The sequence below is a fragment of the Flagellimonas amphidinii genome, assembly GCF_013090115.1.
In the GTDB taxonomy this organism is placed as follows: Bacteria; Bacteroidota; Bacteroidia; order Flavobacteriales; family Flavobacteriaceae; genus Flagellimonas; species Flagellimonas amphidinii.
This window is the reverse complement of sequence record NZ_JABFNN010000039.1, coordinates 226,860-251,035: the sequence shown is the minus strand read 5'-3', so window position 1 is coordinate 251,035 and position 24,176 is coordinate 226,860. Positions and strand designations below refer to the sequence as shown.

At 39.0% G+C, this 24,176-nt stretch carries 25 protein-coding genes; 11 read left to right on the top strand and 14 right to left on the bottom strand.

Going from position 1 to position 24,176, the window contains the following annotated elements; translation table 11 throughout:
* Positions 1–33 precede the first annotated feature (33 nt).
* Positions 34–495, bottom strand: coding sequence for a (2Fe-2S)-binding protein (locus HJC33_RS13025; RefSeq protein WP_171659257.1), 462 nt, complete (start codon positions 493–495; stop codon positions 34–36).
* A 178-nt stretch (positions 496–673) separates the two neighbouring features.
* Here HJC33_RS13025 and HJC33_RS13020 point away from each other — a divergent pair, with 178 nt between their 5' ends.
* Both HJC33_RS13020 and HJC33_RS13015 read left to right on the top strand, forming a co-directional pair.
* Entirely contained in the window at positions 674–1,768 is a 1,095-nt protein-coding gene (locus HJC33_RS13020; RefSeq protein WP_171659256.1) for a vWA domain-containing protein, read from the top strand.
* Positions 1,769–1,838: 70 nt separating this feature from the next.
* Entirely contained in the window at positions 1,839–2,786 is a 948-nt protein-coding gene (locus tag HJC33_RS13015) for a 3-keto-disaccharide hydrolase (RefSeq protein ID WP_171659255.1), read from the top strand.
* A 17-nt stretch (positions 2,787–2,803) separates the two neighbouring features.
* On the opposite strand, the gene HJC33_RS13010 is transcribed toward HJC33_RS13015, so the two are convergent.
* A complete protein-coding gene (locus tag HJC33_RS13010; protein ID WP_171659254.1) occupies positions 2,804–3,412 on the bottom strand; it encodes a 3-keto-disaccharide hydrolase in 609 nt (202 codons plus the stop codon).
* Between the two features lie 167 nt (positions 3,413–3,579).
* Between HJC33_RS13010 and HJC33_RS13005 the strand changes: the two genes are divergently transcribed.
* Complete coding sequence (locus tag HJC33_RS13005; RefSeq protein WP_171659253.1) at positions 3,580–3,747, top strand: hypothetical protein; 168 nt, start codon at positions 3,580–3,582, stop codon at positions 3,745–3,747.
* Here HJC33_RS13005 and HJC33_RS13000 read toward each other — a convergent pair.
* The 5 genes from HJC33_RS13000 to HJC33_RS12980 all read right to left on the bottom strand — a co-directional run bounded on the left by HJC33_RS13000 (position 3,744) and on the right by HJC33_RS12980 (position 8,704).
* Positions 3,744–5,210 (bottom strand): M14 family zinc carboxypeptidase, encoded by a 1,467-nt coding sequence (locus tag HJC33_RS13000; protein WP_171659252.1) that lies wholly within the window; start codon positions 5,208–5,210, stop codon positions 3,744–3,746. The genes HJC33_RS13005 and HJC33_RS13000 overlap by 4 nt on opposite strands.
* Positions 5,211–5,214: 4 nt before the next feature.
* Positions 5,215–5,874 carry a peptidoglycan recognition protein family protein gene (locus tag HJC33_RS12995; protein WP_171659251.1) on the bottom strand — a complete coding sequence of 220 codons (660 nt, stop codon included), beginning with the start codon at positions 5,872–5,874 and terminating at the stop codon, positions 5,215–5,217.
* Positions 5,875–6,315, bottom strand: coding sequence for a 3D domain-containing protein (locus HJC33_RS12990; RefSeq protein ID WP_272620393.1), 441 nt, complete (start codon positions 6,313–6,315; stop codon positions 5,875–5,877).
* The gene (locus HJC33_RS12985; protein WP_171659250.1) at positions 6,312–7,763 is read right to left on the bottom strand and encodes an FG-GAP repeat domain-containing protein; all 1,452 of its coding nucleotides are present in this window, start codon (positions 7,761–7,763) and stop codon (positions 6,312–6,314) included. Before HJC33_RS12985 ends, HJC33_RS12990 begins: the two co-directional genes overlap by 4 nt.
* A gap of 68 nt (positions 7,764–7,831) precedes the next feature.
* Positions 7,832–8,704: a pirin family protein gene (locus tag HJC33_RS12980; protein ID WP_171659249.1), complete on the bottom strand. Its 873-nt coding sequence runs from the start codon at positions 8,702–8,704 to the stop codon at positions 7,832–7,834.
* Between the two features lie 48 nt (positions 8,705–8,752).
* Between HJC33_RS12980 and HJC33_RS12975 the strand changes: the two genes are divergently transcribed.
* Positions 8,753–10,087 (top strand): serine hydrolase domain-containing protein, encoded by a 1,335-nt coding sequence (locus HJC33_RS12975; protein WP_171659248.1) that lies wholly within the window; start codon positions 8,753–8,755, stop codon positions 10,085–10,087.
* Between the two features lie 249 nt (positions 10,088–10,336).
* Positions 10,337–10,741, top strand: coding sequence for a hypothetical protein (locus tag HJC33_RS12970; protein ID WP_171659247.1), 405 nt, complete (start codon positions 10,337–10,339; stop codon positions 10,739–10,741).
* Between the two features lie 37 nt (positions 10,742–10,778).
* Here HJC33_RS12970 and HJC33_RS12965 read toward each other — a convergent pair whose 3' ends face one another.
* Both HJC33_RS12965 and HJC33_RS12960 read right to left on the bottom strand, forming a co-directional pair.
* Positions 10,779–11,621: a 1,4-dihydroxy-2-naphthoyl-CoA synthase gene (locus tag HJC33_RS12965; protein ID WP_171659246.1), complete on the bottom strand. Its 843-nt coding sequence runs from the start codon at positions 11,619–11,621 to the stop codon at positions 10,779–10,781.
* An 87-nt stretch (positions 11,622–11,708) separates the two neighbouring features.
* Positions 11,709–12,497 (bottom strand): NUDIX hydrolase, encoded by a 789-nt coding sequence (locus tag HJC33_RS12960; RefSeq protein ID WP_171659245.1) that lies wholly within the window; start codon positions 12,495–12,497, stop codon positions 11,709–11,711.
* 90 nt (positions 12,498–12,587) lie between these two features.
* Between HJC33_RS12960 and HJC33_RS12955 the strand changes: the two genes are divergently transcribed.
* Positions 12,588–14,513: a glycoside hydrolase family 3 protein gene (locus HJC33_RS12955; protein ID WP_246245551.1), complete on the top strand. Its 1,926-nt coding sequence runs from the start codon at positions 12,588–12,590 to the stop codon at positions 14,511–14,513.
* A gap of 52 nt (positions 14,514–14,565) precedes the next feature.
* On the opposite strand, the gene HJC33_RS12950 is transcribed toward HJC33_RS12955, so the two are convergent.
* The gene (locus HJC33_RS12950) at positions 14,566–14,928 is read right to left on the bottom strand and encodes a winged helix-turn-helix transcriptional regulator (RefSeq protein WP_171659244.1); all 363 of its coding nucleotides are present in this window, start codon (positions 14,926–14,928) and stop codon (positions 14,566–14,568) included.
* Positions 14,929–15,046: 118 nt separating this feature from the next.
* Between HJC33_RS12950 and HJC33_RS12945 the strand changes: the two genes are divergently transcribed.
* The 4 genes from HJC33_RS12945 to HJC33_RS12930 all read left to right on the top strand — a co-directional run bounded on the left by HJC33_RS12945 (position 15,047) and on the right by HJC33_RS12930 (position 18,299).
* The gene (locus HJC33_RS12945) at positions 15,047–15,916 is read left to right on the top strand and encodes an SDR family oxidoreductase (protein WP_171659243.1); all 870 of its coding nucleotides are present in this window, start codon (positions 15,047–15,049) and stop codon (positions 15,914–15,916) included.
* A gap of 58 nt (positions 15,917–15,974) precedes the next feature.
* The gene (ygiD, locus tag HJC33_RS12940) at positions 15,975–16,805 is read left to right on the top strand and encodes a 4,5-DOPA-extradiol-dioxygenase (RefSeq protein ID WP_216366710.1); all 831 of its coding nucleotides are present in this window, start codon (positions 15,975–15,977) and stop codon (positions 16,803–16,805) included.
* A gap of 180 nt (positions 16,806–16,985) precedes the next feature.
* Positions 16,986–17,867 carry a hypothetical protein gene (locus tag HJC33_RS12935; RefSeq protein WP_171659241.1) on the top strand — a complete coding sequence of 294 codons (882 nt, stop codon included), beginning with the start codon at positions 16,986–16,988 and terminating at the stop codon, positions 17,865–17,867.
* Positions 17,868–17,873: 6 nt separating this feature from the next.
* The gene (locus tag HJC33_RS12930; RefSeq protein ID WP_171659240.1) at positions 17,874–18,299 is read left to right on the top strand and encodes a hypothetical protein; all 426 of its coding nucleotides are present in this window, start codon (positions 17,874–17,876) and stop codon (positions 18,297–18,299) included.
* Positions 18,300–18,370: 71 nt separating this feature from the next.
* Here HJC33_RS12930 and HJC33_RS12925 read toward each other — a convergent pair whose 3' ends face one another.
* A complete protein-coding gene (locus HJC33_RS12925) occupies positions 18,371–19,612 on the bottom strand; it encodes a glycosyltransferase (RefSeq protein ID WP_171659239.1) in 1,242 nt (413 codons plus the stop codon).
* A gap of 84 nt (positions 19,613–19,696) precedes the next feature.
* A complete protein-coding gene (locus HJC33_RS12920; protein ID WP_171659238.1) occupies positions 19,697–21,208 on the bottom strand; it encodes a DEAD/DEAH box helicase in 1,512 nt (503 codons plus the stop codon).
* Between the two features lie 235 nt (positions 21,209–21,443).
* On the opposite strand from HJC33_RS12920, the gene HJC33_RS12915 reads away from it, so the two are divergent.
* Complete coding sequence (locus HJC33_RS12915; RefSeq protein WP_171659237.1) at positions 21,444–22,307, top strand: sigma-70 family RNA polymerase sigma factor; 864 nt, start codon at positions 21,444–21,446, stop codon at positions 22,305–22,307.
* 428 nt (positions 22,308–22,735) lie between these two features.
* Here the strand turns inward: HJC33_RS12915 and HJC33_RS12910 are convergent, their stop codons facing one another.
* Positions 22,736–23,098, bottom strand: a complete 363-nt coding sequence (locus HJC33_RS12910) for a hypothetical protein (protein WP_171659236.1) — start codon at positions 23,096–23,098, stop codon at positions 22,736–22,738.
* 16 nt (positions 23,099–23,114) lie between these two features.
* Positions 23,115–23,882 carry a hypothetical protein gene (locus HJC33_RS12905; protein WP_171659235.1) on the bottom strand — a complete coding sequence of 256 codons (768 nt, stop codon included), beginning with the start codon at positions 23,880–23,882 and terminating at the stop codon, positions 23,115–23,117.
* Between the last annotated feature and the right edge of the window lie 294 nt (positions 23,883–24,176).

The following is a 24,176-nucleotide window of genomic DNA, read 5'->3' as shown; positions in this document are numbered from 1 at the left end:
TTTTTAGGTATATAAGGAAAGGTAATCTTGCAATCAACCCATATTGTCCGCAGCAACTTGCACTGCTTTTTTGATACGGGTGTAGGATGCACAACGACAGATGTTGCCATGCATGGCATTCTTAATGTCTTCCTCGGAGGGATTTGGATTATTTTCCAAAAACGCTGAAGCTGTCATGATTTGTCCTGCTTGGCAGTAACCACATTGTGGAACATCCACTTCTTTCCAGGCTTCTTGAACGGGATGCGTTCCATCTTCGGAAAGACCTTCAATTGTAGTGATTGATTTTCCTTCGATTTGAGCCAAGGTAAGCGAACAGCTTCGCATGGCAGTTCCATCTACATGAATGGTACAGGCTCCACATTGACCTATTCCACATCCATATTTGGTGCCTACAAGGTCTAAATGATCTCGTAGCACCCACAATACTGGAGTATCTTCCGCTACATCAACTGTTTTGGAAGCTCCATTGATTTTAATTTGATACGTTGGCATAGTTTTTTGAATTGATTACTAGATAGTTCTTGTTGAAGTTACCAAAATTTACTTGGAGTGCGTTTTTTTTAACAAGCACTACCTTTTTTTAACTTTTCTTTAGATTATTTACCCGAATAAAAAATAATTTTCAATAAAGTTGAGCGTTTTCCTTGGAGAACCTCAAACTGAATAGAAAATGAAAAATGTACTTCAATACGTTGTTATTACCATTTTGACATTGCTAATTGTTTCCTGCGGAAATGCAGATGATGATGTAAGTTTTGACATCAACCAAAGTGAATTAGGCCTAGGAGAAGAACCGGATAAATGTTTAGGTTTTGATGACAATGAACTGTTGCTGTCCATCCAAGATGAGTTTACTGCACTTCCAGGAAAAGTTTCCATACTTTTTAAAGTGACCGACCTTTTGGGCAATCCTATTTCTGGGTTAACTGCCAATCAGTTCACTATTTATGAGCAGGGACGGAACGATGATTGCTTTAATACGATTTCATCCTCAGAGTCCCAAGCCCGTATTTCCCCAAATTCGCAAGTCTTCAATAATAATACCTTATTGGTTTTGGATTTGAGCAATAGTGTGCTTGAAGGTAGTTTGGCGGAACTGAAATCTGCAGCCAGCAGTTTTGTAAACAATGTAATGCCAGCACCAGAGTCAGAATCAGAATCCTTTCAAATGGCCATTTATTGGTTTGATGGTGAGGATGAATTGCACCAACTCAATCCATTGACATCTTCCAGCGCAGAATTAATAACTTCCATTGAAGGAATAACCGCAGATATTAGTAACGATCCCTCCACAGATTTGTATGGGGCGGTAATCAAATCCACTAATATTGCTGAAAATTTAATCAATGCCAATAAACAAGCTTCCACTATTGGTGCGGCCTCCATTGTCCTTTTTACTGATGGAACGGATCAGGCATCACGTTATTCTGAGGAAGCCGCCCTTAAGGCTGTAAACGATGCAGATAAAAACATATCCTTTTTTACTATTGGTTTAGGTGCCGAGATTGACACCGAAGTGTTGACCAATATTGGTAAAACCGCAAGTGTTTTTGCTGGAAATAAGGAAGAATTGGAAACTACATTCAACCAGATATCCCAAAGAGTTTCTGAACAGGCAAATAGTTTTTACCTTTTTGAGTATTGTACACCTAAAAGAGATGGTAGTGGAGACAACAATTTAGTGATTCAATTGACTGATGGCGGATTGCAAGGAGCTGTCCAGACCAAGTTCAATGCAACTGGATTTATTGGGGGATGCGAATAATTTGCCACTCTTTCAGCCTGAAATTTTAGGAAATATAACTTATCTTGGACGTCATCTAAAACTGTATGTAATGATTTCTCCACTAAAGTCTATTGTTAGTTTCTGTTGTGCCTTTCTTTTTTTCTTTTCAGGAAGTTTACTTGCACAAAAGAGTAGCCCTCTGGAAGGCAGATGGGACTTGGAAATGGAGTTTATGGGGAAGACCGTTCCCTCTTGGCTGGAAATAAGACATTCGGGGCATGCAACATTAACGGGTCGATTTGTATTTGCTTTTGGTAGTGCGCGACCCATAGCAGAGATTAAAACTTCGGAAGAGAATAAATTCAATTTTAGTATTCCTAGACAATGGGAGCCAGAAGGTGGCGATATGATTTTTAATGGGGAATTGGTTGGAAATGAAGTAAAGGGAACCATGATCTATACCGACGGTTCTGAAGTACAATGGAAAGGTTCCAGGGCTCCAAAATTGGAATATGCTGAAAACCCGTCTTGGGGAGAGCCTATTGCTTTGTTCAATGGGAAAGATTTAAGTGGATGGCACATGGAAGGCGATAAAAAACAATGGGTGATTAAAGATGGAATTTTGACCAGCCCTGAATCGGGTTCCAATTTAATTTCTGACCAAAAATTTGAAGATTTTAAACTGCATGTTGAATTTCGTTTTCCCGAACATAGTAATAGTGGTATATATCTTCGAGGTAGATATGAGGTCCAAATAGCGGATAATGTTGGTTTAGACCCAATGGATATTTACCTAGGAGGGGTTTATGGCTTTTTGGAACCTAATGAAAATGCAGCTAAGGCGGCTGGAGAATGGCAGACCTATGACATCACTTTAATAGGAAGAAGAGTGACCATAGTTGCCAATGGTCGTACCGTTATTAATGACCAAACCATTCCAGGAATTACTGGCGGTGCTTTGGACAGTAAAGAAGGAGAGCCAGGCCCCTTTATGATTCAGGGAGACCATGGCCCTATTGAATATCGAAGTTTTGTGGTTACGCCAACAATGTATTAGATTAAGCCTTTAGGGTATTATTGAACCTCTAAAGGTCTTAACGTGATATTCCTCCATTTTACTTTAATACCACCGCCGTCATGGATTTGTAGTGCAATGGCACCTTCACCTTGACCTATTTTTTCATCTTCCAGATGAATCATTTCCTCTCCATTGAGCCAAGTTGTAACGCTAGGGCCAAACACTCTAATTTTCATGGTGTTCCACTCCCCCATTTTTAAGGCCTTGTCTTTTTCCGGCTCAGGTTGAATTAACCATCCACGGCCATAAGATTCGTAAATACCTCCGGTATGTTTGGCTGGCGGAGCAACTTCAACCTGCCATCCGGTCACCTTTGTTCCTTCAAATGTAGATCTGAAGAAAACACCACTGTTACCGTCAGCTTCTTGTTTAAATTCCAGAGTGAGCTCAAAATTTTTGTAATCTTGGGCTGTGGACAAATAACCATATTGTGCTTTGGGACCGCTTTCACAAATGAGTTCCCCATTTTCTACATACCATTTTTCCTCTCCATGATTTATCCATCCCTCCAAATTTTTACCATTGAATAAACTGATGGAATTTTCTTGGGCAATACCCATTTGTAATGAAAATGTTGCTAGAAGCAATAAAAGAACTTGTTTCATGTGGTAAGTTTTATTTAAAATCTTAAGATAAGGAATCCCTGTTGTTTTTAGCACTTGTGTTTTGAATAATAGTAGGGTTTTTAGACCAACGGTTGTTCATATTACACAGACAACAACTAATTGCACCTTAATGGGCTATAAACCAAGTTTCATCAAAAACATAAGTTATGGGTGTAATAAAAGAAATCATACAGAAAAGTGCCATAGGCCACCTATCCAATGCCTATAAAAGCCTAGTCATCTCCCTTTTTGTATCTATCGTAGGCGTATTGATGGGCATGTTCATCACATTGATGATCAATGGATTTAACACAAACATTCAATTTGGATATTAACGATAAATCAAAGCATTGCCGAATTTTTGCTCTTCAAGGGTTTTGGATAAATCCAACAAAAAGCCATTGATTACTGCATGTGTAAGTACTCCATCCTTTTCCAAGAAAAAAGTAGGGTTTACGCCAGGTTTAAGACTGAAATTAGGGATTTTAGAAGATTCGGAAACAAAATGCCCCGGTAATTCAGTGAAGGGAATAGGAGGCAAAAAATCTGATTTGAAATACCCGTAGCCTGATTTAAAAGGACTTCCCTCTGGATTCCAGAATGCCCTGCTATTGGTGTTTATTGGTCTTGGATACATTTTAGGTGGAACTATTTTATACCCTGATGCATCAAAAGTTTCATAACCATAGTAAGTGGACAAATCACCTTGATCTACAATTACACTTTTGATGTAAAAATGGTCATGGTCTTCCAAATCAATTTCTTGACGTTGAATACCCAAATCCAAAATGTAATCATTGCCCAGCAGTTCATAAGTCACATTTTCAATCTTTAAATCGAACAACTTACGGTCGTTTCTTGGGATTTTTTCATAATCATCAATTGGGATATCCTTGTATGTGCCTTTGGCAATGGTATACAATGCTGACAAGATGGAAACATAGTTCAATTTTCTGATTTCTTGTTTTTCCACATCGTTGGCATAACCACCAGATTCAATCAAAATAAGGCTGGTGCCCCATTTGGCAATATTGTCTCCAAAAGCACGCGGTTCAAAATCATCACTATAGCGTCCAACTTGTCCCGGAGCATAGTTTTGAATGATTGAATTCATATAGACAATCACCTTCATAGCATTGGATCGTACTTCATTGATATCTTTTTCGTAATTATAAGCAGTGGCCAAGTAAGAAATAGTAGCTGGTTTGTCTGTCAACTCGGCATTGTAATAAGTACTTTGATCGTGCAAGTTGAATCCAAAATCGGCATCAAGACTGTCCCTTATCCTTTTTAAGACCCGTCCTTCAGGAGATTGCAGTCGTAATGCGTCCCTATTAATGTCTATACCCAATGCATTTCTTCTTTGATAAACCTCGGCACCATCTGGATTGAGCATGGGCAAAAAATGTAACTTTAACTTGGATAACATTTCCTCTTTTTCCGCCTTAAAATCTGGGGAATCCAAAAAATGAAGAATATCAAAAGTGGCCATGGTTGCTGTGGGTTCATCCCCATGCATTTGAGACCATAGAAAAACATCTGTTTCTCCTGTTCCTATGCTTATCAAATGCAAATCTCTGCCTTCAATGGATTCTCCTACTTTTTGAACTTCAAATTTTGGGTTTTCCTTGATTTTCTGAATCAAAGGTTGAATCTGATGGTGTTTGATTCTTCTTTTGTTAAGTGAAGACTCCTTGTATTTTGCATAAGTTTCATACAAATTGGACGTAAAGTCTTCTTGCGCATGTATAGTAAAAGCTGTTAGCGCAAAACAGCATAAAAGAAATTTATGTAACATCTTATTATTTTGTTGGAACGGGTTTAAAGTTAAATTTTTTAGTGGCTTTTCTCACTTTGGTCATAAAATCCATGCCGGGGTCAGTTTTTTCTGTGCGATATCCATCGTCCACCTCCAACCACAGCGGATGATTCTCAAACAAAGCGTATTCCAGATGCCCAATCAGATATTCAATATCATATTTTGAAGTCAAATAATTCACCAAATAAATATTGGACTTCAATTGTTTTTTGGTCAAAGGGTTGTCTTCTGTACCTCCTACGTTTTCAATCCCAATGGCACAGTGGTTCAGTCCTATTACATGTCTTGCCATCGTCGTTTCTGGCATCAGTCGGTAAATAGTTCCATCTTGATCCACCAAAAAATGGGCCGAAACATTCAATCCGCTTACATTTTTAATATCAGGTCTCCAATTAGGAAGTGTTGGCGGATTAAAAGCTTCAAAAGATTTTTTTAATGTTGGAATGACCGTCCAATGCAAGACAATCATTTTGGGTGTAATTTCAGGAGTTTCCTGATTTAGATTGTATCGTTGTTGTAAATATTCCTTGGTGAGTTCAATACGTTGCTCATTGAACAGGATTGGGACATCTACAATTTGTTTTTTGGTGGAGCAAGAACATAAAATGCATGCAAATGCGGCACATAACAAAAATTTCTTCATTTAATCAAACTTAGTTGTGGTGGTGTCAATGGGCAGGGCATAACAGATTTGTAATTTCTTTTTGCCCCATAATCTGGCTTTTTTTACATCCAATCCCATATAAATATCAATTCTATTTTTCCATCTTCTGTGCATTTTGTCCTTTACATAAAAAGTATCGGGAAAAGTATCTATTTTGACCATAGTATTATGGGTCAATCCCAATTGTATCAAATCCCTGGAAATTGCAATACATTTCATGCCTGGTTTTAACGTATCTCCCCATGCCGCAATGCTAGGGAAACTTTTATCTGTTTGCCATGCAACGGAATTGTAAGCTGATGCTGTGACTTCATAACCATACCAAACATACTGGGAATCTTGTTTTGAAAGTGGTGTTTTATCCCTGCAACTTGTCAAATTAAAATGCGTTAAAAGCAATATAGCAAGAATTGTTTTCACTTCAATTTATTTTCCAATACCAAAATATCTACATTGTTTTCAGACCATTGTTTTGAATAAGCTTCAGGTACTGGTGTAAAAACATAGCTGAAAGCACTCAGAACAATGTCTTCATCGCCATCATTGTCAATATCAGAAGTATCCATCAGAAACCAGCGTCCTGCTTTATGTTCTTTTAATGTTTGAGTGGAAAACTTAAAATTTTTTGCGTCATTGTTTTCCAAATAGACAAATGAAAGCTCTGGCGCGTTTTCATAATCTGGAAATGTGCTGATTAATCCAAAATCCATATCACCATCTTGATCAAAATCACGGGCCACTACCCTAGTGGCTCCATTCAAGGGATAAAAATATGATTCGGTAAAAGTATTGTCACCGTTGTTTAAATGGATGCGCATGCCATGATACGGTTTGTGTACATAGGATTTATCGGCATTATCTCCATTCACTGTAATGATGTCATCAAGACCATCACCATTATAATCCACTAGTTCAAACCAACTGGTTCCATAAACTGGGCTAAATTCCAAAACTTTCTCTGCTCTAAATTTTAAATCTTGGGTTTGGTATAAAATGGTAATACTTTCATTTCCTTGGGAAGTAATGGTAACCAAATCAGTTTTTCCATCTTTATCCATATCCTTGGCAAGGGTTCGAATGCATCCCGGGAGATTGATCAGAACAGTTTTATCATAGGTCATGGAATCGGTTTGGGTCAAGAGTGACAACCTACCGGTTTCATCACCAAATTCACTTACCACAAGCTCCTTCTTGTTATTTCCATTTAAATCCTCTAAAAGGGTATGTACGGGTCTGTAAAAATTGTTTTGCAATGCGAACGTATCCTTTTTTTTCATTGTTAACTTTCCTCGTTGTAGTTCTGAGGGGTCTAGAATGCCAACTTCTGTAAAAACTTCTAGACTGTCATTTATGCTGTACCAAGTAATTGGGGTTTTGCCTGAAAATATATTCTGTTGGCTATTGTCTTTGAAATTGTATAAATTTAATTTTCCGGAAATGTCCCCATAGAATAATTCTGTTTTATTTTTTGCAAATCCTAAATAGGTAATAAAGGCGCCATTCTGTTCATCAAGAGCCATCTCTTTAGATTTGAATAAAGTAAGTGGTTCCAACTTGGGGATTTTGTTGGAGTCTAATTTTTCTGGGGCCATTTGAATTACATAATTCTGAATTTGAACCCATTCTTTCAATTTAATTTTTGGCCTAAAACCTGACTTTATTTCATTGGTATCTTGATACATTTCCTCAATTTCCATTCTTGAGGCCATATCGGGCAGGACCGCATTTTTCCAAATATCTTTTGGGAGTTCATCAATTTTTGGTGCTATATGGCAACTAGCACAATAAGTATTATAAAGTTCCACCTCTTTTCGGGGCTTTTCTGGAGCGCAAGAAATTAGAAATGATATAAAAAGTAAAGGGGTCAAAAATAATCTTTTTTGAATAAAGGACATTGAAGGTTATTTAATGCTACGTACTGTTTTTTTTCAAGAACCTAATTTGGTAGAGGCACATAGGTATTATCGTTTTCCATCATAGGAAAGGTTTTGTTTTGCCAAGCTTTTTTGGCTTCTTCAATTTTTTCCTTGCTTGAAGATACAAAGTTCCAATAAATATGTCTTTCTTCCGGGAGTGGCTCTCCCCCAAATAATATAAGATGGGTATCGGGCTCTAATTCTATATTGCAAGTATCTTCTACTTTGGACACTAATATATTGCCTTTTCCAACTTTTTCATCACAGGCCTTTAAACCGCCTTCAACAATACAAATCCCAATTTCTCCCTTCAATTTTCCATTCACATTGAGATTGTAAGTTGATCTGCTCTTTACCTCTACCATAAAAAGAGGGGAGTATGTGGGCACAGGGGATTTTTTATTGTACCCCTCTCCAGCAACCAAAGTGAACTCAGTTTCTCCATCTTTCCATTGGGGAAGTTTGTCTCCATCTATATGATGGAATTCTGGTTCCATTTCTTCCAATTCCTTGGGCAGGGCCACCCAAATTTGATAACCATGAGCTGTAAAAGTGGTGCCGTTCCGTAATGCTTGTGGAGTACGCTCTGTATGTGTGACTCCTTTTCCTGCCGTCATCCAGTTCACAGATCCAGGTTTAATGTTTTGGGAAGTACCCATACTGTCTTGATGAAGGATTTCGCCTTCTAACATAAAAGTTAAGGTGGAAAGTCCAATATGGGGATGTTGGTCTACATCCATATAGTTGGATGGACCTAATTGCGTAGGCCCCATATGATCTATAAAAATAAATGGACCTATCATTCTTTTCTTTCGAAATGGGATAAGACGCCCCACGATAAAGTCGCCAATATCACGACTTCTTTCTTCTATAATTAAACCAACATTGGACATACTTTAATGCTTATATTTAGACATAGAAAATTACAATAAATCTTGATTATGAAACTACTTAAGCGTACTCTTCTTTTACTTCTTTTAATTATAGGCGTTGTTGTCTACCTCAATTATCCCAAATTGAACATTGTTTCTGGATATGCAGCCAAAAATATGGCCTCTGGGGTTTTTGTTGCTGAACGTACCGCAGCTTCCATCAACTTAAATGATAATAATGTCCCGTTGATAGAGTTGGCGGATACTGAAGTTGATACTGAGCATGAATCTGCTTCTTCAAAAGTGTACGGCTTTATGAAGCGTACAGCTGTCTATAGAGATGGCCTTGGTGCAGTTTTGATCAATGATGATTATGAAGAGAACAAGATTACCATCAGTCCTAATCGTAATCAACCTATGGACACTATTCCCTATCCATTTGGTCAGGCCAATCCAAAGGATACCGTTTTGCCAGAGGTGGATATGGATCAACTTAGTCAGGCAATGGCTTTAGCTTTTGCTGATCCAGAAGTTCAAAAGACAAGAACCTTTTTGGTTTTATATAAAGGGCATTTATTGGCTGAAAAATATATTGAAGGCTTCACGGCTGAAACCCCAATATTGGGTTGGTCCATGACCAAGAGTGTTTTGGCCACTTGTTATGGCGTATTGGAACATCAAGGGAAATTGAAGATGGATTGGCCTGCTCCTATTCCTGAATGGAAAGACGATGAAAGAAAAGAAATCACCTTGAACCATTTGCTCCGTATGCAAAGCGGTTTGGAATGGGAGGAAGATTATACCAAAATGTCCGATGTCACCAAAATGCTTTTCATGGAAACCGATATGACCCAATCTCAAAAAGAAAAACCGGCCATAGCAAAACCTACGGAAATATGGAATTATTCTTCTGGAACGTCAAACTTGCTTTCTGGAATACTGCGGCAGCAGTTTAGAACGCATCAAGAATATCTGGATTTCCCCTATGCTTCGTTTTTAGATAAAATAGGGATGTATTCCATGGTGTTGGAGGCGGACATCGCCGGAAATTACGTAGGTTCATCCTATGCTTGGGCCAATACAAGGGATTGGGGCCGTTTTGGTCAGCTTTATTTGGATAGAGGTCAATGGAACGGTGAACAATTGTTCCATCCAGAATGGGTAGATTATATTACTACGCCAACCGTACATTCAAATGGGGAATACGGAGCGCATTTTTGGTTGAATTCAGGAGGTAGGTATCCAGATGTACCCAAGGATTTATTCTCGTGCAATGGGTATCAAGGGCAACATGTTTATGTAATTCCTTCTAAAAACTTGGTTATTGTGCGCACTGGATTGGCTGAGGAACCCGAATTTGATGCAAATAAAGTATTGTCAGCCATCGTTAAATCTGTACCTTAAAACGATATAATACACTAAAAACTGTGGGAAACCACAACAAATAGCCACTTCACAACAATAATTTCATTTGCGGGAACACTGGTGGTACATTTACCATGTAATTAATTAGCAAGTAAATTTTTTCATTTTCATATAGTGTTCTCGTAAAAGAGTCTTGACCCAAGTGGCAAGGCTCTTTTTGGTTTATGCCATTTTGTACCAGAATGTGACCTAAAACAATTGTAGGTGTCTAAATAAAAAAACATTCTGATGAGAACAACAATTTTTATAATCGCATTTTTTTCGTTGACCTTAGTTAGAGTCAATGCGCAGACTGATCAAAGTGAGGTTGCCCTTGCTGAAGTTGAAACAGAAACAGTAGCCACTGTCCAAAAATCGGATTACCAACTAAAACTGGAAGAAAAAGAGGCTAAAAGAACGGTTAAGGCACTCAAGAAAAAGAACAAACAGGAAAGGTCTGTCTTAAAGTTGAAAAATACCCAAAGGACGGACGGTATTAAATTGGAGAAATTGAATACACGTCATTTGGCTTCACAAAAAAATCTTTCAGATGTCAAACGCGAAAAGCTAGAGCTGAAAATTGCAAAGCTGGAAATGAAAATGGCTCGTGATAAAGCCAAACTGAAAAAGTTGGAAGATAAACTCCTCTTATAGTCAGTTCCCCTTACTACACGAGAGGCAAATGGATTCCCTAGGGAATCCATTTGTTTTTTCCGAAATTTGGTTTTCTTTTTTCCAAGAAAGCATTTCTACCTTCTTTTGCTTCATCTGTCATATAAGCCAATCGAGTGGCTTCCCCAGCAAAAACCTGTTGTCCTACCATACCATCATCGGTAAGGTTCATCGCAAATTTCAACATCTTTATGGAAGTTGGGGATTTGGCCAGTACCTCTTGTGCCCACTCATAGGCGGTGTCTTCCAATTCTTCATGGGGAATCACCGCATTGACCATACCCATTTCATAAGCTTCCTGCGCGGAATAATTTCGACCTAAAAAGAAAATCTCGCGAGCTTTTTTCTGTCCTACCATTTTTGCCAAATAGGCAGAGCCATAACCACCATCAAAACTGGTGACATCAGCATCGGTTTGTTTAAAAATAGCGTGTTCTTTGCTGGCCAAAGTCATATCGCATACCACATGAAGACTATGTCCCCCACCAACGGCCCATCCGGGTACTACCGCAATGACCACTTTAGGCATGAAACGAATCAATCGCTGTACTTCCAAAATATTCAAACGATGATATCCATCTTCTCCCACATAACCTTGGTCTCCTCTAGCCTTTTGGTCTCCACCACTACAAAAAGCCCATTTACCATCTTTGGTTGATGGTCCTTCTGCTGAAAGTAGCACTACCCCAATAGAAGTATCTTCTTGCGCATCATAAAACGCTTTGTACAATTCGCTGGTAGTTTTGGGTCTAAACGCATTACGAACGTTTGGCCTGTTAAAAGCTATACGAGCTACTCCATCACATTTTTTATAGGTGATATCCTCAAATTCTATAGCGGTTTTCCAATTGGGTGCTTTCATTTTCAAAATTTAAAGTCTACAAATTAAAGGAATTTACTCGTCTTGGGGAGTATTATCTCTAACAATGAAAGTGCTCTTTTGTGGAATCTAACTTATGGAAAACCCAATCCCACTTTCCAGTAGCTCTTGATAGGTTTCCTCATTAAAACTATACAGATATGGTGCTTTGTTCGCTGCTCCGGTCATAAGTTTGTCATGCCTCACCAGCATGTTGAGGCCCAACATTTTTCGTTGAAAATTACCCCGATCCAATTTCTTTTCTAAAATGGCCTCATAAAGCTGTTGCAACTCTTTCATGGTAAACTTTTTGGGTAGTAAAGACTTGCCAATTGGCAAATAATTCATTTGGATTCTAAGTTGCTGTAACGCTTTTTTGATGATGGTACCATGATCTAGTATAAGATTTGGAAGTTGATCTAAGGGAATCCATTCGCACTTTTCACTTAAGTGATCGGCAATCAAGTTCACTGATTTATGATTCACCAAGGCCAAAAAACCTGTGCTAATGAATCGTTGTGAAAACCAAGCGGAGATTTTTTCTTTGTTTTCACCGGAAATTCCCTTAAAAACTTGATAAAAGGAGTCTTTGTTGAACTGATCATCATACCAGTTTCGTTTGACTTCACTGAAAGTATGGAACTGTTTTAGAAATATATTCTGAATTCCGGTACGCTCATAAAGGACTTTATTTGCGGCTTCTTCCATTGTTTCCCCTTTCCCTACAAATCCGCCAGGAAGTGTCCAAGCCGCTGCATTTTTCCATTTCAATAAAAGCACATGTAGAGAACCATTTTGATGACTTAGCAACACACAATCTATGGAAACATTGGGTACAAAGTTTTCCAATCGCTTTATAAAATCATCAAAATGACTCATGTAATCAATACTTTAACTTATCCATTGTGTCAAAATAACAAAATAATTGATATTTTTATTGCGTCATTGTAACACATTAACAAAACAAACATGAAAATTAACCAAAGTATCATGCTAATGGTCACTCTTTTGGCCCTTGCATGTAAACCTGAAGTAAAAACCATTGTCGGCCCTCTTGTTTCGGAGAAGTCGAGCACGGTAGTAGAACAAGATGGAAATACGTTTAGAGATTTGAATCATAACGGAACATTGGATGTTTATGAAAATCCTGCAAAATCCATTGAAGCTAGAGTCACTGACCTTTTAGGTCAAATGACCTTGGAAGAAAAAGCTGGGATGATGTTCATTAACGGTGCTCCTGTTAGTGCTGATACTGAACCTGATGGGAAAGAAGGTCTGGAAGGATTTGTAGCCCACATGCCCAGCGTTGCAGAAAATATGGAAACCAGAAAAATGACCCATTTTAATATCTGGAACATCCCTGCAGACCCAAACATATTTGCCAAATGGTACAATAAGGTGCAGCAATTGGCAGAAAACAAAAGATTGGGTATTCCGATTACCATTGCATCTGACCCACGACATCATTTGGGTAAAAACGTAATTGCTATGGCTTCCACAGGCTTTAGCCAGTTTTGTGAAATGACTGGTTTTGCTGCGATTGGTGATGAAGAATTGGTAGGTCAGTTTGCAGACATAGTTCGTAAAGAATATTTGGCCATTGGAATTCGTGAAGCGCTTCATCCACAAATTGATTTGGCCACAGAACCCCGTTGGGCACGTATTAGCGGAAACTTTAGTGAGGATGCTGAACTGACAGCGCGTTTGGTGAAACCGTATATTTCTGGATTGCAAGGTGACAGTCTTTCGAACGGTGTGGCTTGTATGACGAAGCACTTTCCGGGTGGAGGTCCCCAAAAAGATGGTTTGGACCCACATTTTTCCTTTCAGGAAGGACAAATATATCCAGGAGACAATTTTGATTATCATTTAATTCCCTTTGAAGCAGCATTTGAAGTAAACACGGCGGCTATTATGCCCTATTATGGGGTGCCAGTTGGGCAAACTGATGAAGATGTTGCGATGTCTTACAACAAGGCCATCATTACTACCCTACTTCGTGAAAAGTACAAGTATGATGGTGTTGTGTGTACAGATTGGGGATTGGTTACGGACGCACATTTGGGTCCAGATATTGTATGGAAGGCACGGGCATGGGGTGTTGAAGAGTTGAGTGAAGCGGACCGTGTACTTAAAATCATCAATTCCGGAGTGGATCAGTTTGGAGGTGAAAGTAGACCGGAATTGGTGATTCAATTAGTGAATGAAGGAAAGCTGACGGAAGAGCGTATTGATACTTCCATCAAAAGATTGCTAAAGCAAAAGTTTGAATTGGGGCTTTTTGATAATCCTTTTGTAGATGAAACCCGAGTGGATACCATTTTAGGCAATGAAGAATCCATGGCACTTGGCAAACAGACCCAGCGCGAATCCATGACACTCTTGAAGAATCCAGACAATACATTACCGCTTCAAAAGGAAAGTATAAGTGTTTATGTGGAAAATATGGACAGCACAGTAGTGGCTCAATACGCCAAAGTAGTGGCAACACCTGAGGAGGCTGATTTTGCCATTATTCGTTTGAACACCCCTTGGTACCCTGTAGAAACCAATAATTTCTTTGCCAAAAGCTTTCACCATGGCGATTTGGACTTTAAAGGACAAGAAAAGGAAAGAATTATGAAGTTGTTGCAAACTGTTCCCACAGTGGTAAATATTTATTTGGATAGACCGGCGGTTATTCCAGATATCGCTGCTGCGTCCAAGGCCTTGATTGCAGATTTTGGGGCCAGTGATGAATCGGTTTGTGAAGTGTTGTTTGGGAATAGTGCTCCCAAAGGGAAACTCCCTTTTGAGCTGCCTTCCTCCATGGATGCCGTTAAAAATCAGCAAACAGACGTTCCTTATGATAGTGAAAACCCTCTATTTAAATTTGGTTTTGGTCTGAGTTACTAAAATTGAGTTTCAGTTGATGAAAAGGAAGGTGCATTCATGTGCCTTCCTTTTTTTATTCTCCTGACAGCACACTTTGTCGGTGGGCAAGCCCCCACGCTATCATCGCGTCCATAACACTAAGAATCTTTTTGCCGGATTCTGTAAGCTCATACTCTATCCGAATGGGCATGGTATCGTACACCTTCCGCTTAACCACACCGTTGATTTCCAATTCCTTTAATTCTTTGGAAAGCATGCGCGGGGTAATTTTCTCTATATTTTCCTGAAGGTCCTTAAAGCGGTTTTTGCCATACAACAACGTAGCAATAATGGGCATTTTCCACTTGCCGCTAATTACGTTCAGGGTATCATTCACCGCCAAAACATATTGTCGTGGACATTGTTTGGCCTCTGCCAGATTCATCAAGTCTTCCATTTCCATTGATTTTCAACTTACTATACAAAAGTATATCGATATTTTTTAATTAGCAACTATACTTTGTATACTAAATGAAATACTTTTGAACTATTCTAAAATTCAAAAACAGAAAATTATGATATTGGTTACAGGAGCAACAGGAGCTTATGGCACAAGTGCCATCAAACATTTATTGGAAAAAGGAGTGGCACCCTCCAACATTGCAGCTTTGGTACGAAACCCGGAAAAAGCTTCAAGCTTGAAAGATTTGGGTGTTGAACTGCGTATGGCAGATTACAACGACTATGATTCTTTGGTTGCGGCTTTTCAAGGGGTGGATAAATTATTGTTCGTTTCGGGCAGTGACATTGCCACGCGTGAAGCACAGCATGAAAACATCATTAAAGCGGCCAAAGCAGCTCATGTTGGACACATTGCCTATACATCCTTCATTAGAAAAGTGGCCGTTGCAGATTCCGCTATTGGTTTTTTACAGGGGACACATGAAAAGACCGAAAATTGGATCAAGGAAAGTGGTATCAACTATACCATCTTGCAAAATGCTTTGTACATGGATATGATTCCTATGTTTGTTGGCGAAGGCGTTGCAGAGATTGGTGCAATCGTTCAACCTGCAGAACAAGGAAAATCAACCTCTGTTTTGCGTGATGAATTGGCTGAGGCAGCTGCAGAAGTACTTACTTCCGAAGGACATGAAAACAAGACCTACCCGTTGAGCAATGTCGAGTCGCTTTCGTATCAGGATATTGCAGAAGAGTTGACAGCAGTACTTGGGAAAGACATTCAGTACCAATCCCCTAGCCCCGAAGAATTCCAATCGCTCTTAAAAGGGCATGGAGTGCCCGAAGAATATATTAACTTGTTCACGGCTTTTTCCGTGGCGCAGGCCAAAGGCGAATTGGATTTGATGGATGACACTTTGGAAAAGCTTTTGGGTAGAAAACCGGCCACGGCCAAACAATTTTTGACCCAAGCCTATAGTTAGGATGGACCGCAAGGATTTCATCAAAACCATAGGTTTAACCACCATATCTGTTCCTATAATGGCACATTTGAACAAATTAGATCGTTTTACAGACTCGTTCAAGAATTCGGAGCGCATGCCGGCCCTATTTTTAGGGCACGGCTCTCCGATGAACGCCATAGAGGACAATGAGTTTGTACGGAAGTTTAAGCAACTGGGCAACCAATTGGAAAAACCCAATGCCATTCTAGTGGTTTCTGCCCATTGGGAAACCAGGGGCACTTTTGTCACCGCTATGGAACAGCCCCGTACCATTCATGATTTTGGTGGATTTCCCCCTGCTTTGTACCGGGAACAGTATCCGGCACCCGGGAGTCCTGGCTTGGCCAAAGAAGTCTCGGAACTCGTACAGCCCCAACACACCGTTGGTTTGGATGAGCAATGGGGCTTAGACCATGGTGCTTGGACCGTGGTGAAACATTTATTTCCAGCTGCTGATGTTCCTGTAATTCAGTTGAGTCTGGATTTTACCCGACCTGCAGCCTACCATTATGCCTTGGCACAACAACTTAAAAAATTACGGAACAAGGGTGTTTTGATTATTGGCAGTGGCAACATCATCCATAATCTGCGCCGGGTGGCCTGGGACAAACTTTCTGAAAATTATGCCTTTGATTGGGCTATAGAAGCCAATGACCAAATCAAAAAATGGCTATTGGACGGTGACCACCAAAACCTGATAGATTTTAAAAAGCACGGAACCGCTTTTGATTTGGCCATTCCTACCCCAGAACATTATTTACCCCTCCTCTACACGATGGCCTTGCAGGACAAAAACGAGGAACTCACCCTCTTTAATGACAAACCCTTGGGTGGTTCGTTGTCTATGACCAGTGTGAAATTGGGTTAACTCTCTCGCTCTCTTTTTGTAGTTGCACTGTTGATAATTCTGTAAGGTTGGTTCAATCTTTTTGTTTAAATTTGTAAGAACTTCCCCTCAATCGTATTCCGGCAATCTAAATTCAATAGAAAATGCTAATCTACGTGGACTTGTCTATAATGACATAAGTTTTAAACTTCAATAAATATCATGGCAAGATATTATTATTTATTATCAATGTTATTTATCTGTTCAATTGTAAAAGGGCAAGCTGATGAATTACTGAACGAATTGAACAATTGGATTGAAAATGAAAAATTATCATTTATAAAAATAGATTTTGAAAATTCAAACTATTCCAATGATTCTTTAATCATTGGAATAAACATTATCCATTTGAATGATGCATTAGGTGATGATATAGATTTGCTACCATTATACTTTAAAATATATGATAAAGTGCAAAAAAATAATCAGATAAATAAAAGTAAAGTCAGATTACAATTCAATGATTATACTGGTTATTGTAATACGGGAACTATAATGACCAATATTTCCATGAATGATAACACTGGAATAAAATACAAACAAACTTATATACCTCCCTCAACAGAATATGCATGCATGTTAGATTTTGAGGCTATAATCAAGAGAGAGAATAAGACACAGGAAGAATTTGCAAGTGCAAACAAAAGTTCTAAGCTCGGAACAAACCAAAAACTAAGAAAAATAGATGTAAATCTTTCTCATATACCAAGCTATCTGGAACAAAAATTTAAGAATAATGGTTCTATGATTTCATTTTCAAATACATCAGCCAATTATATAAGTGCGGAAATAAGTCAAATACAAAGTGCAGTTATATATGATAAATCATTCTGGGAAAAAATACAAATAGCCATTTTCCTTTATGAACTACCAGACAACTATTTAAAACTTTTATTGCTTGTAGATGGTCAATATGCAGCAGGTTTAGCATCACCTTCCGAGTTAGGTTTTACGGATATGGAACCAAAATATTCCAACTACCTTGTGAAATTTGGAAAAAAAATATTGAAGGACACCCAAGATGTATTAATTAATCAAAATTAATAGTGCATGAACGAAGTAAACTTAAAAAGACAAGTAGGAATCTTTTTTGTCCTATCTCATTTCTTAGTAGTAATATTGATATTAATATATTATTTTTTGGGAGGGTTTCTATTTTCAGAAATGACAACATCTATTAGTTTAATTATACCACTTTTAAGTGTTTACACTCTTACAATAATTAAATTCTTTTTTAAAGAACGTTATAAAATAAATCTTAAAGGAAAAAAAGTCACAAGGTATTACTCTATTATAACTTGGTTTATTCCTATTCTTCTTTTTCTTTATTTAATAACGATAATTACCCTTAAAGCTTTTAATCAAGTGTTTTCCACTTTTGAGGAATTCAAAGGAATGTTGGCCCTTACTGAAGTTGTTTTTGGAGGATATTTTGGTTTCATAATACCTTCTATGTTCAAAGAAAAGATTGTTTAAGAGAAACCTATATATTTATTATAAAAACTACATACGATAATATAATTACCATCTAATTGGATTTAATTCAATTAGTATGATTTATTTTTCTCCTCAATCCATTTGCCCATAAACTTGGTGGCAGCAACACCTTGTTGTTGTAGCAAACGACCCAAGATATTTTGGTTGCGGTGGTCGGTTAAATTGTCGCCTAGTTTTGCTAGTCGGGCCTGCAATTTTTGTTGGAGAGGTGTTTTAGCGTAGTTCTTTGCTAAAAGTTCCAGTCCGTGGGTTTGTGCTTTTTGCCATTCATCTGGGTTATTACATAAGGCAATGGTTGCTTGGGCAAAATGTTCCCAATCGTTGCAAATGGCTCCGTTCCACGGTAAGTCGCCCTGCATACCTTCTGTACCTATTGTGGTGGTGACACTTGGGGTGCCGTTGCGCATAGCGTCCACTAGTTTCCCCTTAATACCCGCTCCAAATTGTATGGGCGCTAACAATACCCTAGCGTTTTGCAAGGTCTTGTCCAAATCTTCCGCCCAACCCAGTACCTCAAAACCAGTTTTGGGGTTGTGCAATTCCAAAATCTGTTGTGGTAGATAAGCCCCATAAATGCAAAGCTTTGCTTTGGGCAAACTTTTCTGGATCAAGGGCCAAATATATTGTTGCAAAGTTTTTATAGCTTCTACGTTGGGGGCATGTTTCCCATTGCCTATGCAGACAAAATCCTGTCGCTCCGCAAAACTGGGCCAAGTTGCTATTTGTTCCTCGTTGGGTGTTTCCAACATAAAGGGCAAATGCAGCAGTAAGTTTTCAGGAATGCCCACTTCTTGGGTGAGCAATTCCAGTTCAAAAGAGGAAATCATCAGTGTCAGGTCAGCGCGGTAAATGCTGGCGACTTCCCGCAGGATCATGGGATGGTTTTTCCAGTGGTTCAGGCTAAATTCCTCCCCTTTTTTATAAGCTTCCTCCCTAGCCTTTCGTAGCGCATGCAAATCTTCGGTGTTCAGTACCCGTAGCGCCTTCGGTGCAAACTCCGCTACGCGCCATCCAAATTGTTCTTCCACCATAAAACGGTCAAAAACCACCATGGATGGGGCCAAATCGGCCACAAAAGCATCAAAACTGGCATGGTTGAGCTGTAAATTGACACATTGCACGCCTTTGGCCTCCAAGTCCAGACTGTATTCGGTACGCGTGGCTGTGGAACCAAAGACCACGGTATGCCCAAATTCCAAAAAAGCATCAATCAATTGCAACATACGGTGTCCGGCAGCCGTAGTAGCTGGCTCTGGCCATACATATCCAATGATCAAAAGGGTTTGGTCCATTCTTTATTGGATTTAAGATGTGAGATTTGATAAATGAGAAATTGGATAACTAACGTCTCATATCTAATACTTCATATCCGTAACCTACATAAGGGCGGCAAATTTCTTGGAGATACTGGAACGTAGTTTACGCTCGTAATCTTCCTCCAACCACTCTTTGTAGTTTTTGGTGTTGTTCATGATGCAATAGGAATACTGTCGTACCCGGTAGGCAATCTCTTCCTTGAGCTCCTTGGCCAAAATACGGGCATCGAACACATCTTCACTGTTTTCCACACAGATTTGGGCATGTTGTTCAATGCTTTTTTCCAATACTTCTTTGGATTTTCGGCCTTGGGCAAAGATTTTCTTGTACTCCTCTTTTACATCAAAGAAAATGTTCTGCGACTTGCTAAACTTGGCCTTGAGCTCATCGGGCATTTCGTAGACAAAATCACGCTCAATTTCCTCATCATTTTTAATGTTCTCCAGATAAAAATCCGGAAAATGGAAAATTTCCTGCCAGTCCACTGGCGAATCCCAAGGGCCAAAACGGGCAATATTGTTACCCATATCAATTACACTGAACTCATCCTTGTTAGGTAAAATTCTGGATCCCCTCCCTATCATTTGAAAGTACAGCGTCAAGGAACGCGTAGCCCGGTTCAGTATAATGGACTGAACCGTAGGCTCATCAAAACCAGTGGTCAAAATACTCACAGAGGTCAGGATGGCATCCGGTGTATTGGCAAACCATTCCAAAATCTCTTTTCGCTCGCTGGCAGAGCTCTTATTATCCAAATGCCGAATGTTGTAGCCTGCCTTTTTAAAGGTTTCGTACACATAGAGCGAAGTATTGATCCCGTTGTTGAAAATAAGGGTCTTCGTGCCTTTAGCAATCTCCTCATAAGCGGATACAAGTTTACCCAGCATGCTGTGGTTGCCATAGAACTCATCCGAAGACTTTACCGTATAGTCCCCATTGATACCCAGTTTTAGGGTTTTAAGGCTTACATCATAATTATAGAGGTTGGCCTTGGCCAAAAATCGCTTTGCTATCAAGGATTTTATAGATTCCCCAATGATCAAATGTTTGTAATGATCCTTCATGGGGAGTTTGATGTTGGAGCTCAAAGGTGTGGCCGTGACTCCTAAAATGGTGGCTTTGTCAAAGTATTTAAACAGTTTTCGGAAGGAGTTGTAATGGGCCTCATCAATAATGACCAGTCCAATATTATTAATGGCGACCTTTTCTTCCTGCAATCGGTTATTGAGGGTTTCCACCATGGCCACAAAGCACATGTATTCATCTTGATCTACAAGTTCCTTGACTTCACTATTGATGATTTTATTGGTAACCCCAAAGCCGCGCAGCATTTTGGAAGTCTGTTTGCTCAGCTCGATCCTGTGCGTGAGCACGATTACCTTTTTGCCGGTACTTTGGATGTATTTTCGGGTAATTTCAGAGAAAACCACCGTTTTTCCACCTCCCGTTGGTAGTTGGTACAGGATGTTGGTGCCTTCGGGGAGGTCATTCAGGTGCTTGAAGATTTTTCTGAGATCTTCTTGCTGATAATCGTATAATGTTTTCTTTCCTACTGCTCTTTTTACCTCCAACTGAAACGGGTTATAAAGTTATCAACTAACAAACCTTGCAAAATTAGTAGATTTTTAAACTACCGAAAGTAGATATTGTTGGATTTCTATTAAGATTCTATCAACAATGTTCCGAATATAAAATCTTCTTGGAAAGATGCTAATAACATTTTGATAACAATAACATTTCCCACTTGGAAAATTATCTTTTATGCAGTATAATGTATGCTATAATCACCTGAAACTAAATATACAAATGAGGCAGTTAAAAATCATTAAGCAAGTAACCAACCGAGAATCCAAATCCCTAGACAAATACCTGCAAGACATTAGTAAGATTGATTTGATCACTGCCCAAGAAGAAGTTGAACTGGCCCAACGTATTAAAGCTGGAGACCAAGCTGCCCTAGAAAAATTGACCAACGCGAACCTACGTTTTGTGGTTTCCGTTGCGAAACAATATCAGAACCAAGGACTAAAGCTCCCAGATTTGATCAACGAAGGGAATTTGGGATTGGTGAAGGCTGCGCAACGCTTTGATGAAACCCGTGGGTTTAAGTTCATTTCCTATGCGGTATGGTGGATCAGGCAATCCATTCTGCAAGCCTTGGCAGAACAATCGAGAGTGGTGAGGCTGCCTTTGAACAAAATTGGTTCCATCAACAAAATCAAAAAAACATTTTCCTATTTGGAACAGGCACATGAGCGCCCACCTTCTGCCGAAGAAATTGCAAAGGAGTTGGACATGACCATTTCAGAGGTGAAACAATCACTTTCCAATACCGGTAGACACGTTTCCATGGATGCACCTTTGAAAGAAGGGGAAACTTCCAGTCTTTATGACGTTTTAAACTCTGGGGATTCACCAAAACCAGACAATGGGTTGATGCATCAATCCTTAAATACTGAAATCAATAGGGCCTTGGATACTTTGTCGCCAAGGGAAGCTGATGTGGTGCGTTTGTATTATGGTATTGGAGACCAACCCTCCATGACCTTGGAGGAAATTGGTAGTGCTTTTGACCTTACGCGCGAGCGTGTGAGACAGATACGGGAAAAGGCGATCAGGAAATTGCGGCATACCTCAAAAAGCAAGATTCTGAAATCCTATTTGGGATAAGCAAACAAAAAAGGGAATGTTTCAAAAACATTCCCTTTCTCATGATATCTTAATGCAACGCAACTGTTATGGACGGCTCAGTTGGTTGATTTCGTAGTTCACCAAGATGTTGTTCAAATCCTGGATAAAATTTAAATACGCTGTGTTTTCGTTATTCATATTTTTCATGGGATAAACGTTTTGGGGTGGTTTAAAGGTAATCCAGTTCAACAAGTTCATTAACGCTTAAAATCTCATTTAAGTCCTGTAGAAAGGCCAAATATTCTTCTCCGTAGGTGTCGTATAACATGATCTTATTGGGTTTACTGTTCGGGTCTTAATTACTAACGTAAACCTATTAGAAACATTATAGTTTGGCAATAAATTGTGGTGAAATGGCCTGATTTGGTTGTGAAAAAGATGAAACACAAATTGGTTCGATGAACGGACTACTCCTCAGATTCGAAAATATCAAGGCCTACTTCAAAATCCACTTCCAAATCATCATCAACAGCCGTGGGGCGTATGTTGAATTCATCATAAATGAAGCAGAGACTCATGGGATAACGCTTGTTTTCATCGCTAACAGGAAGCTGTAGTTTTTCCAGCAGTTCTTTTTTTACCTGGGTAGCAAGTTTCTGTATTTTTTGATGCTCGTGGGACTGCAACAACTCTAAAAGAGGAATGTCTTTTTCATCTCCCAATTCCAAAATTTGTTCTAGGAGTAAAAGTTGGCAATCTAAATCAGAGGCGTGTTCAAACAACTGATGAAAGATACTTTGATGGTATGCCGGCAAGGTTTGATCTTCCATGTGTTTTAATTTTTACCTACATTTCTTTGAGTGCTTTGATTTCAAAATCCACCAAAGCTTCCACATTGGGATATTCATTCAAAAATTGTTGGTAGAGAAATTCTAGGTATTTGACATCCTTATCGTTTTTACAGGTAACATCAATTTGTTGAAGAATGTTCAACAATTCAATGGTGTTCATCATCCTAAGACTTGGAATCACTTTTTGGCAGCAAACCCGTATTGCTTTAAAATCTTCTAGTTGCAGATGTATTTTCATGCCACCAATGAACTCCATGATATTGAGTTTATAGATTTTCACGAATTCTTCCAACAGTTCCATTTGCCCAAGACACTCTTCCAAAACGGGTTTTAGATTCACCTTTTGTGTGGAAAAATTAGATTCCAATGCCTTTTCCTTGTCAATATCATCCGTGTTGGAGAGGCTGGATTGCAATTCTTCTCCCATCAACTTCAGCTCATTTATAATCCCTTTCTGAACTTGTGAGAGATCGGTTTTTTCCAAAGTTTCGATGAGCTTGAGCAGTTGTTCGGTTTTATCCAAATCGGTTACAACTGAATCTTCATCTTGTCCGGTGCTTCCTTCAATGCCCACGTGATCATAAATGACCTGCAATTGTTCCATTTCTGAAATACCAAAAACTTTGTTTTCAAGTCCGTTCTTAAAAATCTCAAATGACTTTTTGAGTTCTCCAGCTTCTACCGTTCCCAGTTCTTCATAGGAGAAGCTGCTCAGTCCGATTTCCAATTTTTCCAAATAGCGAAGTAGTTCCCTTGCCTCCAAACTTCCTTTTTTAAGGTTATAATCCTTCTAAAATGTGGATTAAAGGAAGTGCACACAATTTATTGTTCTGTAAGTCTCATATTTTGTTGTCAAATGGCCTAATCTGTAGGTGTAAAAATCGATTGGTAAAAATTTGTATAAATCTAGTGCGGCAATCTTACAAATTTTCGACTGTCTGAAGAATTAGAGCATAGTAAAATTATGCCTTAAATACAGCAAATAACATAGGGTTTATTCCCTGCAAATTAGGAGCAGATAACGAATAGGTTTAGTGGCCTAAAAACTATTGACGAG